Source organism: Pengzhenrongella frigida (assembly GCF_004168625.1).
Lineage (GTDB): Bacteria > Actinomycetota > Actinomycetes > Actinomycetales > Cellulomonadaceae > Pengzhenrongella > Pengzhenrongella frigida.
Window position 1 is genome coordinate 1 of record NZ_SDWW01000068.1, and the last position, 13,614, is coordinate 13,614.

Below are 13,614 nucleotides of genomic sequence, written 5' to 3' on the forward strand. Positions count from 1 at the left end.
TCGCCGTGGGCGCGGCCCTGACCGGCGCGGTGATGTGGCGCCGGCGGGCGTGGACCACCGACATCACCGGCGTCCCGACCACCCCCACCGCGGCCGGCACGCACGAGGCGGCCACCACCGCGCTGCTCACCGCGTGCCTCAAGGGCGTCGGCGTCGGCGCGGTCGCCCTGCTCGGGGTCGAGTTCCTCATCATCCCCCTGTACATCTCCTCCCTGGCCGGCGCCGGCGGCGTCGCGGCCCAGTCCGCCGCGGTGTTCTCCGGCGCCTGGTTCATCGCCCGCCTCGTGCTCGTGTTCGCCGGCGCCGGCCTGCTCGCGGTCTACCTGTTCCGGTACGCCGCCGCCCACGCCAACCCCAAAACCCTCGCCATCCTGGCCGGGTCCGCATTCCTGCTCGTCCTGGCCGGCGAACTCATCGGCCGCTCCCTGTTCTACGACTCCATGATCCGCATCGGCATGTAGCCCACGCGAGGTCTCGTGGTCAGGTGTTCCGAGGGAGCCACGCCCTCGCCGCGGACACCAGGGCGCCGACGCCGATCGTCAGCGTCGGCTCGATGACCGGCGCGTACTGCGGGGAGTGGTTCGAGGGCAGGGTCGCAGCCCGCGCGGCGAACTCCCCGGTGCTCGTCGCTCCCCCGAAGTCGGCCGGGTCGGCACCGCCGAGCAGCCAGAACACGCAGGGCACCCCGGCCTCGACGGCGAACTCCCCGACGTCCTCGCTCCCGGTCACCGGACCCGGATCCACCACCCGTGCCGGCGCTGCCGCGAGCGCCCCGCGGGTGTGCTCGACGGCGGCCGGGTCGTTCACCACCGCAGGGGACTAGAGCAGGACGGTGATCTCCGGCTCGCGGGGAGCGTCCGACGCCGCCGCCTCGCCCCGCACGATGCGGGCGATGGCGGCCAGCACCCGTGCGCGCACGTCCGGCGAGTACGTCCGGACGTTGACCAACAGCTCGGCGTCGTCGGGAATGACATTCGCGGCCGTCCCGGCACGCAGGGCGCCGACGGTCACCACCGCGAGGTCGGTGGCACTCACCTCGCGTGCTACCACGCCCTGCAGCCGCATCACCGTCGCAGCGGCCATGACGACGGGGTCCACCGACACCTCCGGTCGCGAGGCATGGGCGCCCCGCCCGTACAGCGTGATGCGCAGCGTGTCCGTCGCCGCGAACGCCGGCCCGCTCCGGAGCCCGATCACCCCCGCGGGCAGGGGTGCCACGTGTTGGCCGAGGATGACGTCCGGGCGGCCGACCCGCTCGAACAGGCCGTCGTCGATCATCGCCCGGGCCCCTGCGGCGATCTCCTCGGCGGGCTGAAAGACCAGCAGGAGCGTCCCGCGCCACGTGTCGCGCGCGCTCGCGAGCTGCGCGGCGGCGCCGAGCAGACAGGTGACGTGGACGTCGTGCCCGCACCCGTGCATGACCGGGACCTCGGCCCCGGACTCGTCCACGCCCACCGCGGTGCTCGCGTAGGACAGCCCGGTGCCCTCGGCGACCGGAAGGCCGTCCATGTCGGCGCGCAGCAGTGCCGTCGGGCCTGAGCCGTTGGCCAGCACCCCGACGACTCCGGTGCGGCCGACCTCGGCGAGGACCTCGTAGCCGTGCCGCGTCAGCCAGGCCGCCACGATCGCGGCGGTGCGGGTCTCCTGGAAGGCCAGCTCGGGGTGCGCGTGCAGGTCGCGGTAGACGGCGACCAGGTCATCAGGTTCGCTCACGTAGACCTAGGCCTGGACCGCGCGAACGCGGTTGTTGCGCGGTTCGTGGGTGAGCTCGACGAGCCCGAGCGCCTCCAGCAGCGGCGGGAGGTACATGCCGAACCGGCCCCGGTAGCCGTTGCGGAGCCCGTACCACCCGCCCACCGGGTTGTCGGGCGACCGTCCCCAGGCCTCGACGGTGCCGTCGGGGGCGGGCTTCTTCTCGTCGGCGGCGCCGAGGTCGACCCAGTCCCCCTGTTCGGTCAGCCAGGCGTGCAGGTCCTCGATCGCCCGCAGGTGGTACTTGAGGGTCGTCGAACCGACCTGGCACACGAGCGTTGGCGGCTCCGCCTGCTCGTCCCGGAACATCGTGTACCCGGAGCTTCCCGGCGCCGTCGTGAGCAACCACGGGTCGGCCTTGGTACCGCTGCCTGCTGTCATCTTCCGCATCCCGTCGACCGGTCAGTCAGAGGTGGGCTACTCGCGACCCTAGCGAAGCCGCGCGAACCGCGCGGCTGGTGGCCCGGTCGACCTTCGACCCACCCGCCGGAGCGCTCGGATCAATACCCCATGGGGTACCCGGGACCTTAGTCACTCTCCAAAGCGCTCCCGCCTTCCTAGCGTGGAAGACAGGTCCACGTCATCACCGCCGATGCGAAGGAGCGAGCCGTGAAGAAGCGACTACTGGTGCTGGGCGCAGGCACAGCGGGCACGATGATCGTCAACAAGCTCAGACATCACCTCCCGGCGGCCCAGTGGAGCATCACGGTGGTCGACCGTGACGACGTGCACCCCTACCAGCCGGGCTACCTGTTCGTGCCGTTCGGCCTGCTCGCCCCGGAGCAGATCAACCGCTCGCGCCACGCCTTCCTGGCCGACGGCGTGGACTTCGTCATCGCCGACGTCGACCGCGTCGACGCGCCCGCGAGCACCGTCACGCTCACCGACGGGCGCGTGCTGGAGTACGACTACCTGGTCATCGCCTCGGGTACCACGCCCCGGCCCGACCAGACCCCCGGGATGCTGGGCGACGAGTGGCAGCGCAGCATCTTCGACTTCTTCACCTTCGACGGCGCCGTCGCGCTGTCGAAGGCGCTCCAGAGCTTCACGCACGGGCGGTTCGTCGTGCACATCACCGACATGCCGATCAAGTGCCCGGTCGCCCCGCTGGAGTTCACGTTCCTCGCGGACGCCTGGCTCCGCGAGCAGGGCCTGCGGGATCGCGTCGACCTGGTGTACGTCACCCCGCTGCCCGGCGCGTTCACCAAGCCGATCTCGTCCGAACGCCTCGGCTCGATGCTCGACGAACGCAAGATCACGGTCGAGTCCGACTTCCTGGTCGAGCACATCGACACCGAGAACAAGACGCTCGTCTCCTACGACGAGCGCGAGGTGCCGTTCGACCTCCTCGTGACGATCCCGCTCAACATGGGCGCCGACTTCGTCGCCCGGTCCGGTCTGGGCGACGAGCTCAACTACGTCCCGGTCGACAAGCACACCCTGCAGTCGACGACCTACCCCAACCTGTTCGCCGTCGGCGACGCCTCCGACATCCCCGCCTCCAAGGCCGGGTCCGTCGCGCACTTCTCCGTCGAGATCTTCGTCGACAACTTCCTGCAGCTCATCGCCGGCAAGCCGATGACCCGATCGTTCGACGGCCATGCGAACTGCTTCATCGAGACGGGCAACGGCAAGGGCCTGCTGATCGACTTCAACTACGAGACCGAGCCGCTCCTGGGCAAGTTCCCCCTGCCGGTGGCTGGGCCGTTCGACCTGCTCAAGGAGACCCGGGCCAACCACCTGGGCAAGCTCGCCTTCCGGTGGATCTACTGGAACATCCTCCTGCCCGGGCGCCCGCTCCCCCTGCCCTCCCACATGTCCATGGTCGGCAAGACCCAGCCCAACGGCGCCACCAAGACGCTCGCCACCAAGTAGAGGAGTGAGACCACCATGCCCGTGACCACGCTCAGCGGCCACCAGATCCACGTCAACGACGAGGGCTTCCTCACCGACCCGAGCGAGTGGGACGAGGAGCTCGGCACGGCGCTCGCCGCGCAGATCGGCATCACCATGACCGACGAGCACTGGAAGGTCGTCCGGTACCTCCGGGCGGACTTCGCCACCCAGGGTGAGACGGCCACGCTGCGCCGCGTGTCCACCAACGGTGGCGTCCCGGTCAAGCAGCTGTTCGCCATGTTCCCGCAGAAGCCCGCCAAGAAGATGGCCTACATCGCCGGACTCCCCAAGCCGCAGGGCTGCGTGTGATGGGCCCGCGTCTCCCGCACGGCTGCGTCTCCCGCACGGCTGCGTCTCCCTACTGAACCGAAAGGACCGTCATGACCACCAACGTGGAACCGGCCATCGTCCCGAACTTCGACGCGGTCGAAGGCGAGGGCCGCAAGATCGCCATCATCTGCTCCAAGGGCAACCTGGACATGGCCTACCCGGCCCTGATCCTGGGCAACGCCGCACTGGGTGAGGGCGTCGAGGTGCACCTGTTCTTCACCTTCTGGGGCTTCGACATGATCAACAAGAAGACCATGGGCGACCTGAAGTTCACGATGCTCGGCAACACCGCGACCCACATGCCGCAAGGCCTGGGGGGCCTGCCCGGCATGACAGCCATGGCGACCTCGCGGATGAAGAAGTCCATCGCCGACCTCGACGTGCCCGAGGTTCCCGAGTTCCTCGACCAGATCGTGGCCTCCGGCGGCCACCTGTGGGCCTGCCGGCTGTCGGCCGACATGAACCGCCTCGGCATCGACGACATCCGCGACGACGTCGAGGGCATCATCAGCGCGAGCGACTTCATCGAGAAGACCGCCGGCGCCCAGCTGCTGTTCATCTGACCGTGCCCCGAGCCTGGCCCCGGCGACGACGTCGCCCGTCGCGCGGGGCCAGCCCGTACCTCCCCCGGCCGAGCCGTCACCGACCCGGCTCTGTCGACTCGCCTTTTCGATACCCCCTGGGGTATCGTGGCGGCAACGAATGGAGCTCACCTTGACCACCGCATCCGCACCCGAATCCACCACCGTCCTCGACCGGCTGCGTCGCCTGTTCGGCGGCGGACCGAGCGACGGCCGACTCGGCTCGACCGTCAGCGCCACCCGCGCGCTCGAGCTGGTGGCCGACGGCGCGACGCTGCTCGACGTGCGTGAGACCAGCGAGTGGAGGTCGGGGCATGCCCCGCGGGCCATGCATCTCCCGCTCGGCCAGATCGAGCAGGCCACGCGACGCGTCAAGGCCGACCGCCCGGTCGTCGTCGTCTGCGCGAGCGGGATGCGGTCGCGCACCGCCGCCAAGCACCTGCGCGGACTCGGGTTCGAGGCCGCGAGCCTGTCCGGCGGCATGCCCGCCTGGCAGCGCGCCGGCGGAGAGGTGCGGCGATGACCGCCCCGAGCGAGAGCGCGCGCAAGATCGTCATCGTCGGCGGGGTCGCCGGCGGGATGAGCGCCGCGGCCCGGGCCCGCCGGCTGGACGAGCAGGCCGAGATCATCGTGCTCGAGCAGGGCGACTACGTGTCGTTCGCGAACTGCGGCCTGCCGTACCACCTGTCCGGGGAGATCACCCGGCGCGAGGCGCTGCTGCTGCACACCCCGGCGACGCTTGCCGCCTCCTTGAACCTCGACGTCCGCACGGGGAACCGGGTGACCGCGATCGACCGCGGCGCCCAGGAGGTCGTCGTCCAGACGGCCGACGGCACCCACCGGCTCGGGTACGACGCGCTCGTGCTCGCCCCCGGCGCGGTCCCTGTCCGACCGCCGATCACCGGCCTCGACCACCCCGCCGTGCACACGTTGCGCACCGTGCCCGACGTCGACGCCCTGCGCGACACGGTCGCCGGGCTGCTCTCGGGTCGCCCGACCGATGCCCCGGCGCCCCACGCCGTCGTCGTGGGTGCCGGGTTCATCGGTCTGGAGGCGGTCGAGGCCCTCGTCGCGCGCGGCCTGGTGGTCCACCTCGTCGAGCTGGCCGATCACGTGCTGCCGCCGCTGGACCCCGAGCTCGCCCCCCTGCTCGCGGACGAGCTCGCCGCCCACGGCGTCGACCTTCACCTGAGCGTGTCAGCCCAGGCCGTCACCCCGGTCGACCCGTCCGGTCCGGTCGCCGATCAGAGCGAGGCGAGCGATGTCGGCGCCGTGACGGTGACCCTGTCCGACGGCACCGCCCTGACGGCCGACCTCGTGATCGTGAACGTGGGCGTCCGGCCCGCGAGCGCGCTCGCCCGCGAGGCCGGACTCGACCTGGGCCCGACCGGCGCCATCACGGTCGACGGCGACCAGCGCACGTCCGACTGGCGCATCTGGGCCGTCGGCGACGCGGTCGAGGTCACCCACGCAGTCACCGGTGCGACCGGACCGGTGCCGCTGGCCGGGCCTGCCAACCGGCAGGGTCGCCGCGCCGCGGACTCCATCTGCGGCCGACGCACCACACCCCAGGCGTCGGTGCTGGGCACCGCGATCGTGCGGGTCTTCGACCTCACCGCCGCGACCACCGGCGCCAACCAGGCAACCCTGCAGCGCGCCGGCATCGCCCACGAGGTCATGCACCTGCATGCCGGTCACCACGCGGGCTACTTCCCCGGCGCCGAGTCCGTGCACCTCGTGGCAAGCTTCGCCCCCGACGGCACCCTGCTCGGCGCCCAGGCGGTCGGCCGCGCGGGGGTCGACAAGCGCATCGACGTCCTGGCCACGGCGATCCGCGCGGGCATGACGGCCGACGATCTGGCCGAGCTCGAGCTCGCCTACGCGCCGCCCTACGGCTCGGCCAAGGACGTCGTCAACATGCTCGGGTTCGTGGCTCAGAACGTCCTCGACGGCACCATGCCGCAGTGGCAGGCCTGGGACGTCGACAAGGCGATGGCGACCACGCTCGTGCTCGATGTCCGGTCTCGGTCCGAGTACGACGCCGGCCACCTCGAGGGCGCCCTGAACATCCCGCACCTCGAGCTGCGCGAGCGCCTCGACGAGGTGCGCACGGCCGCCGGTGGCCGGGAGATCAGCGTGCACTGCGCGAGCGGCGTCCGGTCGTACCTCGCCACCCGGATCCTGCTCGGCGAAGGGTTCGACGCCCGGAACCTGTCGGGCGGCTGGCTCACGCTCGAGGCGGTCCGTTCCACCCAGTAGGGCTCCCTGCAAGCAGACTGCGGCGATCTGTACCACTCCATTATCTGATCAGTTCCAATAAGCGAGATACACTGACGCGGTGACCTCAGCCGAGCTCCTGCGCGACCACCACCTCCGGGTGACCGCCGCGCGCGTGGCCGTCCTGGAGGTCCTGGCCGAGCGGAGCCACCTGACCACGGACGAGGTGGCCGCCGGGGTCCGCGCGCGGATCGGGTCCCTCTCGACGCAGGCGAGCTATCACGTGCTCGACACCCTGGCCGCCGCCGGCCTCCTGCGCCGGGTCGAGGTGCCCGGGAGCCCGGCGCGCTACGAGCGTCGCGTCGGCGACAACCACCACCACCTCGTGTGCCGCTCGTGCGGCGAGGTGACCGACGTCGACTGCGAAGCGGCGTCGGGCCCATGCCTGGCGCCCGCGGTGCCCCCGGGCTACGAGATCGACACGACCGAGATCGTCTTCTGGGGCACCTGCCCCCGGTGCCGGACGTCGCCGGCAGTTCCACCCACCCTAAGGAGTCCCGCATGACCCAGACGATCGATATCGGCATCCCCGAGGCCAAGCTGACGGACATCGTCCACGGCCTGTCGAAGGTCCTCGCCGACTCGTACACGCTCTACCTGAAGACCCACAACTACCACTGGAACGTCGTGGGCCCGATGTTCTTGTCGCTGCACACGATGTTCGAGACCGAGTACGCCGAGCTGGCCCTGGCCGTCGACGAGATCGCCGAGCGGATCCGCGCCCTGGGTGCCCCCGCACCGGCGAGCTACCGCGAGTTCGCCGCGCTCACGGTCGTGCCCGAGGACACCGACCGGCCCGACGCGCAGGAGATGGTCCGCCGCCTGGTTTCTGCCCACGAGGCCACCGCCCGGACCATCCGCACGATGATGCCGCTCGCCGAGGGCGCACCCGACCAGGTCTCCGTCGACCTGCTCACCCGCCGGCTCGACGTCCACGAGAAGACCGCCTGGATGCTTCGCAGCATCCTCGCCTGACTGTCGACCGGTCACCGGCCGCTTCGGACCACCGATCCGGCCGGTGGCTACACGGCGCAGCTGCTCGCGTTCGTCAGCCGCTGCCGCAGCCCGAAGGCAGCCACGCCCAGGGCGAGGATCGCGGTGGGGACGTCGTGCGGGGCGGAGCCGATGACGAAGACCGCGATGAGCACGCTCAGGGCGGAGACCGAGGCGCACGGCGTGCACCCGACGTCGATCCGGCGCCCGGTGCCCGGAAGCGCGAGGTAGGTCGCCAGCGTGGTCGCGGACGTCACCGCGACGAGCAGGGCCAGCGCGGTCCAGCCCGGCGGGGTCACGGTGGCGGAGCCGCCAGACACCGCGACGAGCACGGCCAGCAGGGCCGGGGCCAGGACCGCGACCGCGAGGACCCGCCGGAGCGGCCAGAACGCCCGCACGCGGGCGAGCCGCTGACCGGTCCCGGCCCCGACCTCCGCCGAGGACCGCTCACCGGCGGGTGCACGGGTCACGATGTGCGCACGATCTCGACGACGGCATCGAGGGCAACTCGGCCGTCGGTCCCGACGGGACGCCCCCGACGTTCCGCCCGCCGGACCTCCAGCCCGGGCAACCCGGCCAGGTCGGCCACGACGTCGGCCGCGGTGAAGAGCACCGCCGGGTCGGACGGACCGCCGATGCCCTCGGTGGGGTTCGTCGCGTCGTGCCCGACGACGAGCAGCACCCCGCCGACGGCGAGCGCCTCGGCGGCCGCCCGCGCGAGGGTGCGCCGGTCCGCGCCGGGCAGGTGGATGTACAGGACCGCGACCGCCGTGCTGGACCGCGGCACCGGCACGTACGAGCGCAGGTCCGCGTGGACCCAGGTGACGCGCGGGATCGTCTCGGGCGCGTGCGCGGCCTGCACCGCGCGTCCCTTGCGGATCGCTTCGACCGAGAAGTCGACGGCGGTCACGTCCCACCCCGCCGCGGCGAGCCAGAGCGAGTTGCGCCCCTCCCCCGCACCCAGGTCGAGCGCGACGCCGGGCGGCCGACCCGCGAAGGTCTCGACCAGCCAGCGATTGGGTTCCGCGGTCCAGATGAGCTCATCGGTGGCGTATCGGGCGTCCCAGGCAGCAGCATCCATCGGAGCGAAGAACCTTTCAGGCGAGGGAGAGAAACAGCTTCTCGAGCTTCTGCACGTGCAACGTCTCGTTCCCGTCGGCCTCGACCAGGCACTGGCGCATCCCGGTCGCGATGATGGCGAAACCGGCCCGGTCCAGCGCCCGGCTGACCGCGGAGAGCTGCGTGACGATGTCCTCGCAGTTCCGGCCCGCCTCGAGCATCCGCAGCACGCCGGACAGCTGCCCCTGCGCGCGCTTGAGCCGATTGATGACCTTGCCCATCTCGTCCGGGTCGAGCTCGATCCCGGCATCCTCGATCCCGGCATCGCCCCCGGGCGCAAGCTCGGCGGCGGTCGCCTGCGCGCTCGACGAGGCGGAGCCGACGTCGGCCTCAGGCTGCGGCTGCGCAGCACCGGTTCGCATGGCGACTGCTCAGGACGCGGGCTGCTTGGCGGCGTCCGAGGCAGCGATCTGGGCCCGGACGTCGTCCATGTCGAGCCCCTGCACCCCGCTGATGACCTGCTCGAGGGCGGCGGCCGGCAGCGCGCCCGGCTGGGAGAACACCAGCACGCTGTCCCGGAACACCATCAGTGTGGGGATGGACGTGATGCCCGCCTGCCCCGCGAGGAGCTGTTCGGCCTCGGTGTCGACCTTGCCGAAGACGACGTCGGGGTGCAGCTCGGAGGCCTTCTCGAAGACCGGCGCGAACTGCCGGCACGGCCCGCACCACGCGGCCCAGAAGTCGACCAGGACGATGTCGTTGTCCCGAACGGTCTGCTCGAACGTGCTCGCGGTCAGATTGACGGTGGACATGGTGTCTCCTCACGGTTGATCAATACCCTAGGGGGTATAACCCTACTGCGTCCACACGAATTCCCGGTCACACCCCCGCCGAGTGCACCCAGCGCAGGTGCTCCACGGCCCCCAGCAGCTCGAGCCGCCGCCACAGCACGCTCGACGGAACGGCCTGACTCGCATGCGCGGCGATCGCCACGCGCTGGCGGGACCGGTCCACGGGCAGGACCAGGTCGACCTCGTCGGCCCGGTGGCCGGTGAAGGACGCCGCGAACTCGTCGTTGAGCTGCGCGGCGACCGCCGTCGGCAGCGTCCAGGCCAGAACCGGAAGGCCGAGCCGACCGGCCGCCTCGACGCCAGCGCGCGACGCCGCAGCGTGGTCGGGGTGCCCGGTCACGCCGTCGACGTCGAACACCAGCACCGCCTGCGCACCGCTGGAGCCGGCGGAGCGCACGGCCTCCTGCACCAGGGTTTCGGCGGGCACTGCGGCGAGGCCGCCATCGGGATAGCCCCGAAGCGCCGCCTGCGCACCACCCAACGCCTCCGCCGCGGCCTGCAGCTCGACCTGCCGCAGTCCGGCCAGCTCTCCCGGGATGCCGTGCAGCGTCGAGGCCTCGCCTTTTGTCAGGCACAGGACGGTGACCGCCGTGCCCCGGGCCAGGAGGTGACTGATCACGGCCCCCAGGCCGAACGACTCGTCATCGGGGTGCGCGACCACGACCAGAACCGAGCCCCACGGGGGAATCAGTCCGGGCGCCGGTGGACCGGCATGCTCGATCGCTCCTGGGGCGCCCGGGGCTGCGGAGATCTCGGGCGAAGCCGGAGAGTTCATGGCGAATCCCTTCGTCGAGCCTGATGCGTGCCGTCGATACCTCGAACGATACCCCGTGGGGTATCGTTCGGAGATGCCGAACCCCCGCCTGTTCTCCACCGAGCCCCGACGGACGCTGGAGGCGAGCGCGTTCGCCCTGCGCGGCTGGACGGTGCGGCAGCACCTCGCCGCCGCCGGGTTCACCGTCGGGTTCGCCCTGCTGATCGGGTTTCCGACGGTGCTGATCCCGAACCCCGTGTTCGGTCGGGAGATCCCGGTGGTCGCCTGGAACTATCCCGTCTGGATCGCGACGTCGATCCTCGCCGGCATGCTCGCCGCGACCTACGTGCGCCGGGCCCGGGCGGGGGACGACCTCCCCGAGGTGGACGAGCCGGGGGACGCGCCCAGAAGGTTCGGGATGGTCGGCGGCCTCTTGGCGTGGTTCGCCGTCGGGTGCCCGGTGTGCAACAAGCTCGCGCTGATCGCGCTCGGCTACTCCGGCGCCCTCACCTGGTTCGCTCCCGTGCAGCCGTACCTCGCGGCCACCGCGCTCGTGACGACGGCCGGCGCGTTGGTGATGCGGCTACGTGGTCAGACCCTCTGCGCCACCAGGCCGGCTCGCGGGCAGTCGCATCGTGATGCGAGTGCCGGCGCCCTCGGGTGAACCTGCTCACCGGGTCCGAGCGCCACCTGGCCGCGGTCAGCCGCTGACCGCCGCCGGGCCCGGCCGGTCGCCGCCGGGCCGGTCAGCTGTGGCCCTTGCGGACCATCCGCATCATGCGCAGGTTGATCAGGGCGAACCGCACGACCTGCACCGGCAGGGACTTCCGCCTGCGCAGCGTGGCCGCGGTCGGCAGCGGTGCCGCCGCAATTCGATCGTCGACGTTGTCCATTCTCGACTTCCTCGCAGATTCTGGGGTGGGAGCACGGATGAGGTGGTGCCCGACGGCGACCGAGGCGGCCCGCCGGGTGCGGCGCTCACTCGGGGATGAACCGCCAACCCGGTCGGGCCTTCGCCTTGTACAGGAACAGGTGGTGCAGCATGTGCTTGATCCAGTGCGCCGCGAGGCCGATCTCCCCGTAGGTGTCCGGACCACTTCGACCGCTGCCGGGGAAGCGCACCAGGTCCGGGACCACCGGGTACATCGTCATCGCGGCCGCACTCCCCGTGCGGAACCCCGCCCCCGCCGAGGCGATGCATGCCGCCCCCATCGCCGCCATCGAGGCCGACCGGGTCGGCACGGTCGCGCCGTGGTTGATCATGTCGGCGATGCTGTGCGCGACCTCGCGTCCCATCACCCCGGACGGCATCCCCGTGCGCGGGGGTGCCGGGGCGATGACGGTGCCCCGTGGGCTGACCCGCGGTCGCGAGATCGCGTGCGGCGGCGCGAAGGCGATGCCGATGCCGAACAGGTGGGGATGGCGGGGACTCTGATAGGTGCTGGGCCAGTCCGCAGCGCGCCACTCCTCGAACTTCTTGGGCGTGTAGTCGGCATCGACGCGCAGGAAGCCGTTCGGTGCGAACAGGTCGCTGGTGATCTCCTCGCCCGCGCGGTCGAACGCCTGCAGATCCGCACCGCGGAACGGCGGGAGCAGCATGGCGAAGTCGAACTCGAGCGTGGTCTGCGTCCCGTCCAGCGTCTCGTAGGACAGCTTGCCCTCGTCGACCCGCTCCACGTGCGCGCCCACGATGGCGGTGACCGACCGCTCCCGGAACAGGGACTCGGTCCAGAGCTGGCTCGAGGTGACGAAGCCGCTCTGCGTGAACGTCATCCCCCCGACCCCGAAGTCCCCGAGCTCGTGCTCGTTGGTCAGGTAGACGACCTCGGCCAGGTCGCGCAGGCCGGCCTCGCGCAGCTCGTGCTCGACGTTGAACGCGTACTCGAACGCGGCGCCCTCGCACGTGCAGGTGCCATGCCCGACGCCGATCACCAGGCGTTGGCGCTGCCCCGCGCGCAGCTTGTCCTTGACCGCCTCGAAGGCGCGGGCGGCCTCGACCGCGTGGTCCGGGGTGCACACCGACCAGGAATGACCGTCCGGACCGAGTCCCGGCGTGGCCGCGAAGTTCAGCTTCGGCCCGGTCGCGTTGATGAGGAAGTCGTAGGGCAGTCGCTCGGGCTGGCCGTCGCGGAGACTGTCGGTGTAGACGATGTCGACCGCGCGCGCGAGCGTGCCGTCGCCCTCCGGCCAGATGGCGACGGCCTTCGCCTGCCGGAAGTCGATCCCCTGGCGCCGGTAGATCGGGGCGAGCGGGAACACGACCTTCCGCACCGGCATCTTCCCGACCCCGACCCAGATGTTGGACGGGATCCAGTTCCAGTCCGCCTTCGGCGAGACCACCACGACCTCATGCTCACGGCTCAGCAGCCGACGCAGGTGCAGCGCTGCCGTATGCCCGGAAACACCCGCACCAAGAATCACCACACGCGCCATGACTGCTCTCCCCGGAACTCGTCGTTGAGCTGGTCCGCCGAGCATACCCCTCGGGGTATCTCCGGGACGGCTTTCCCGGTCCCCCGATTCGGCGCCATGACCGACGCCGGGGTGCCTACCGGGCGTAGAGCAGGAGCCCGAGGGAGAACAGGCCCGCGAGCAGGAGGACGGCGGCGGTGAGTGCCAGCAGCAGAGCATCCGGAAGCGCGACCGGGTCCTCGACGCCGGCAAGCACCCGCTCGACCGCGCGCTGACGCCTGGTCGCCAGGGCGGCGATGCAGATCCCGATCAGGAGCCCACCACCGGCAGCAGCAGCCGCCAGCACACCGCTGCCCGGCGCGAGCAGCCGCGCTGCGGCCACCGGGCCGATCATCAGCGCCAGCGCGGTGCGCCGCCACGCCAGAGCGGTTCGCTCCGGCTGAAGGCCCGGATCGCGACCCTGGGTCACCCGAGCACGAGCCCGATCAGCAGCAGGACCCCGGCGATCAGCGTGCCGGCGCCGATCGGCCCGGCGAGCGCCGGCGCGGGCAGCGGCCGACCGGCGCGGATGGCACGCTCGACCCGCATCCAGCCCACCCAGGCCTGGACGGGCGCCACGGTGCCCAGCGCCATGAGAATGACAACCCCATTTGGCCCCACTTTGATGCTCTGATCTGGCCCCACCCGTTGCGTGTTGGGTCGTGCTTGC

20 protein-coding genes and 1 pseudogene are annotated in these 13,614 nt (G+C 71.5%); 9 read left to right on the forward strand and 12 right to left on the reverse strand.

What is annotated here, in order from left to right:
• Nucleotides 1–461: pseudogene (locus tag EUA98_RS18335) on the forward strand (hypothetical protein); the annotation flags it as partial.
• A 19-nt stretch (nt 462–480) separates the two neighbouring features.
• Here EUA98_RS18335 and EUA98_RS20605 read toward each other — a convergent pair.
• From EUA98_RS20605 to EUA98_RS18345, 3 genes are read right to left on the reverse strand one after another with little or no spacing between them, the layout of a single operon-like run.
• Nucleotides 481–807: a zinc-binding metallopeptidase family protein gene (locus tag EUA98_RS20605; protein ID WP_350339517.1), complete on the reverse strand. Its 327-nt coding sequence runs from the start codon at nt 805–807 to the stop codon at nt 481–483.
• A 12-nt stretch (nt 808–819) separates the two neighbouring features.
• Nucleotides 820–1,713, reverse strand: coding sequence for an amidohydrolase (locus EUA98_RS18340; RefSeq protein ID WP_350339518.1), 894 nt, complete (start codon nt 1,711–1,713; stop codon nt 820–822).
• 6 nt (nt 1,714–1,719) lie between these two features.
• Nucleotides 1,720–2,133: a DUF6855 family protein gene (locus tag EUA98_RS18345; protein ID WP_130104137.1), complete on the reverse strand. Its 414-nt coding sequence runs from the start codon at nt 2,131–2,133 to the stop codon at nt 1,720–1,722.
• A gap of 228 nt (nt 2,134–2,361) precedes the next feature.
• Here EUA98_RS18345 and sqr point away from each other — a divergent pair, with 228 nt between their 5' ends.
• The 7 genes from sqr (at nt 2,362) to EUA98_RS18380 (ending at nt 7,811) form a co-directional block, all read left to right on the forward strand.
• Nucleotides 2,362–3,627 carry a type III sulfide quinone reductase, selenoprotein subtype gene (gene sqr / locus EUA98_RS18350; RefSeq protein ID WP_130104138.1) on the forward strand — a complete coding sequence of 422 codons (1,266 nt, stop codon included), beginning with the start codon at nt 2,362–2,364 and terminating at the stop codon, nt 3,625–3,627.
• A 15-nt stretch (nt 3,628–3,642) separates the two neighbouring features.
• Nucleotides 3,643–3,957 carry a TusE/DsrC/DsvC family sulfur relay protein gene (locus EUA98_RS18355; protein ID WP_130104139.1) on the forward strand — a complete coding sequence of 105 codons (315 nt, stop codon included), beginning with the start codon at nt 3,643–3,645 and terminating at the stop codon, nt 3,955–3,957.
• A gap of 71 nt (nt 3,958–4,028) precedes the next feature.
• Nucleotides 4,029–4,541, forward strand: coding sequence for a DsrE/DsrF/DrsH-like family protein (locus EUA98_RS18360; protein ID WP_130104140.1), 513 nt, complete (start codon nt 4,029–4,031; stop codon nt 4,539–4,541).
• 151 nt (nt 4,542–4,692) lie between these two features.
• Entirely contained in the window at nt 4,693–5,082 is a 390-nt protein-coding gene (locus EUA98_RS18365; protein ID WP_242511708.1) for a rhodanese-like domain-containing protein, read from the forward strand.
• On the forward strand, nt 5,079–6,818 hold the full coding sequence (locus EUA98_RS18370; protein WP_130104142.1) for an FAD-dependent oxidoreductase: 1,740 nt from the start codon (nt 5,079–5,081) through the stop codon (nt 6,816–6,818). Before EUA98_RS18365 ends, EUA98_RS18370 begins: the two co-directional genes overlap by 4 nt.
• Nucleotides 6,819–6,897: 79 nt before the next feature.
• Nucleotides 6,898–7,341, forward strand: a complete 444-nt coding sequence (locus EUA98_RS18375; protein ID WP_130104143.1) for a Fur family transcriptional regulator — start codon at nt 6,898–6,900, stop codon at nt 7,339–7,341.
• Nucleotides 7,338–7,811: a Dps family protein gene (locus tag EUA98_RS18380; protein ID WP_130104144.1), complete on the forward strand. Its 474-nt coding sequence runs from the start codon at nt 7,338–7,340 to the stop codon at nt 7,809–7,811. Before EUA98_RS18375 ends, EUA98_RS18380 begins: the two co-directional genes overlap by 4 nt.
• A 47-nt stretch (nt 7,812–7,858) precedes the next feature.
• Here the strand turns inward: EUA98_RS18380 and EUA98_RS18385 are convergent, their stop codons facing one another.
• From EUA98_RS18385 to EUA98_RS18405, 5 genes are all read right to left on the reverse strand, one after another.
• Nucleotides 7,859–8,299, reverse strand: coding sequence for a hypothetical protein (locus tag EUA98_RS18385; protein ID WP_130104145.1), 441 nt, complete (start codon nt 8,297–8,299; stop codon nt 7,859–7,861).
• A complete protein-coding gene (locus EUA98_RS18390) occupies nt 8,296–8,910 on the reverse strand; it encodes a class I SAM-dependent methyltransferase (RefSeq protein WP_130104146.1) in 615 nt (204 codons plus the stop codon). The genes EUA98_RS18385 and EUA98_RS18390 overlap by 4 nt, the downstream gene beginning before the upstream one ends.
• Nucleotides 8,911–8,926: 16 nt before the next feature.
• Nucleotides 8,927–9,190, reverse strand: coding sequence for a metal-sensitive transcriptional regulator (locus tag EUA98_RS18395; protein WP_130104152.1), 264 nt, complete (start codon nt 9,188–9,190; stop codon nt 8,927–8,929).
• A gap of 129 nt (nt 9,191–9,319) precedes the next feature.
• Nucleotides 9,320–9,700, reverse strand: coding sequence for a thioredoxin (gene trxA / locus EUA98_RS18400; protein ID WP_130104147.1), 381 nt, complete (start codon nt 9,698–9,700; stop codon nt 9,320–9,322).
• A 67-nt stretch (nt 9,701–9,767) separates the two neighbouring features.
• The gene (locus EUA98_RS18405) at nt 9,768–10,514 is read right to left on the reverse strand and encodes a PIG-L deacetylase family protein (protein ID WP_130104148.1); all 747 of its coding nucleotides are present in this window, start codon (nt 10,512–10,514) and stop codon (nt 9,768–9,770) included.
• Nucleotides 10,515–10,587: 73 nt separating this feature from the next.
• Between EUA98_RS18405 and EUA98_RS18410 the strand changes: the two genes are divergently transcribed.
• Nucleotides 10,588–11,157, forward strand: a complete 570-nt coding sequence (locus EUA98_RS18410; RefSeq protein ID WP_130104149.1) for a hypothetical protein — start codon at nt 10,588–10,590, stop codon at nt 11,155–11,157.
• Between the two features lie 82 nt (nt 11,158–11,239).
• Here EUA98_RS18410 and EUA98_RS19925 read toward each other — a convergent pair whose 3' ends face one another.
• From EUA98_RS19925 to EUA98_RS19935, 4 genes are all read right to left on the reverse strand, one after another.
• Nucleotides 11,240–11,386 carry a hypothetical protein gene (locus tag EUA98_RS19925; protein WP_165372906.1) on the reverse strand — a complete coding sequence of 49 codons (147 nt, stop codon included), beginning with the start codon at nt 11,384–11,386 and terminating at the stop codon, nt 11,240–11,242.
• Between the two features lie 85 nt (nt 11,387–11,471).
• A complete protein-coding gene (locus EUA98_RS18415; RefSeq protein WP_130104150.1) occupies nt 11,472–12,926 on the reverse strand; it encodes an NAD(P)/FAD-dependent oxidoreductase in 1,455 nt (484 codons plus the stop codon).
• A gap of 115 nt (nt 12,927–13,041) precedes the next feature.
• The gene (locus EUA98_RS19930; RefSeq protein WP_165372907.1) at nt 13,042–13,374 is read right to left on the reverse strand and encodes a DUF202 domain-containing protein; all 333 of its coding nucleotides are present in this window, start codon (nt 13,372–13,374) and stop codon (nt 13,042–13,044) included.
• Complete coding sequence (locus tag EUA98_RS19935; protein WP_165372908.1) at nt 13,371–13,538, reverse strand: YidH family protein; 168 nt, start codon at nt 13,536–13,538, stop codon at nt 13,371–13,373. Before EUA98_RS19935 ends, EUA98_RS19930 begins: the two co-directional genes overlap by 4 nt.
• Nucleotides 13,539–13,614: the final 76 nt, after the last annotated feature.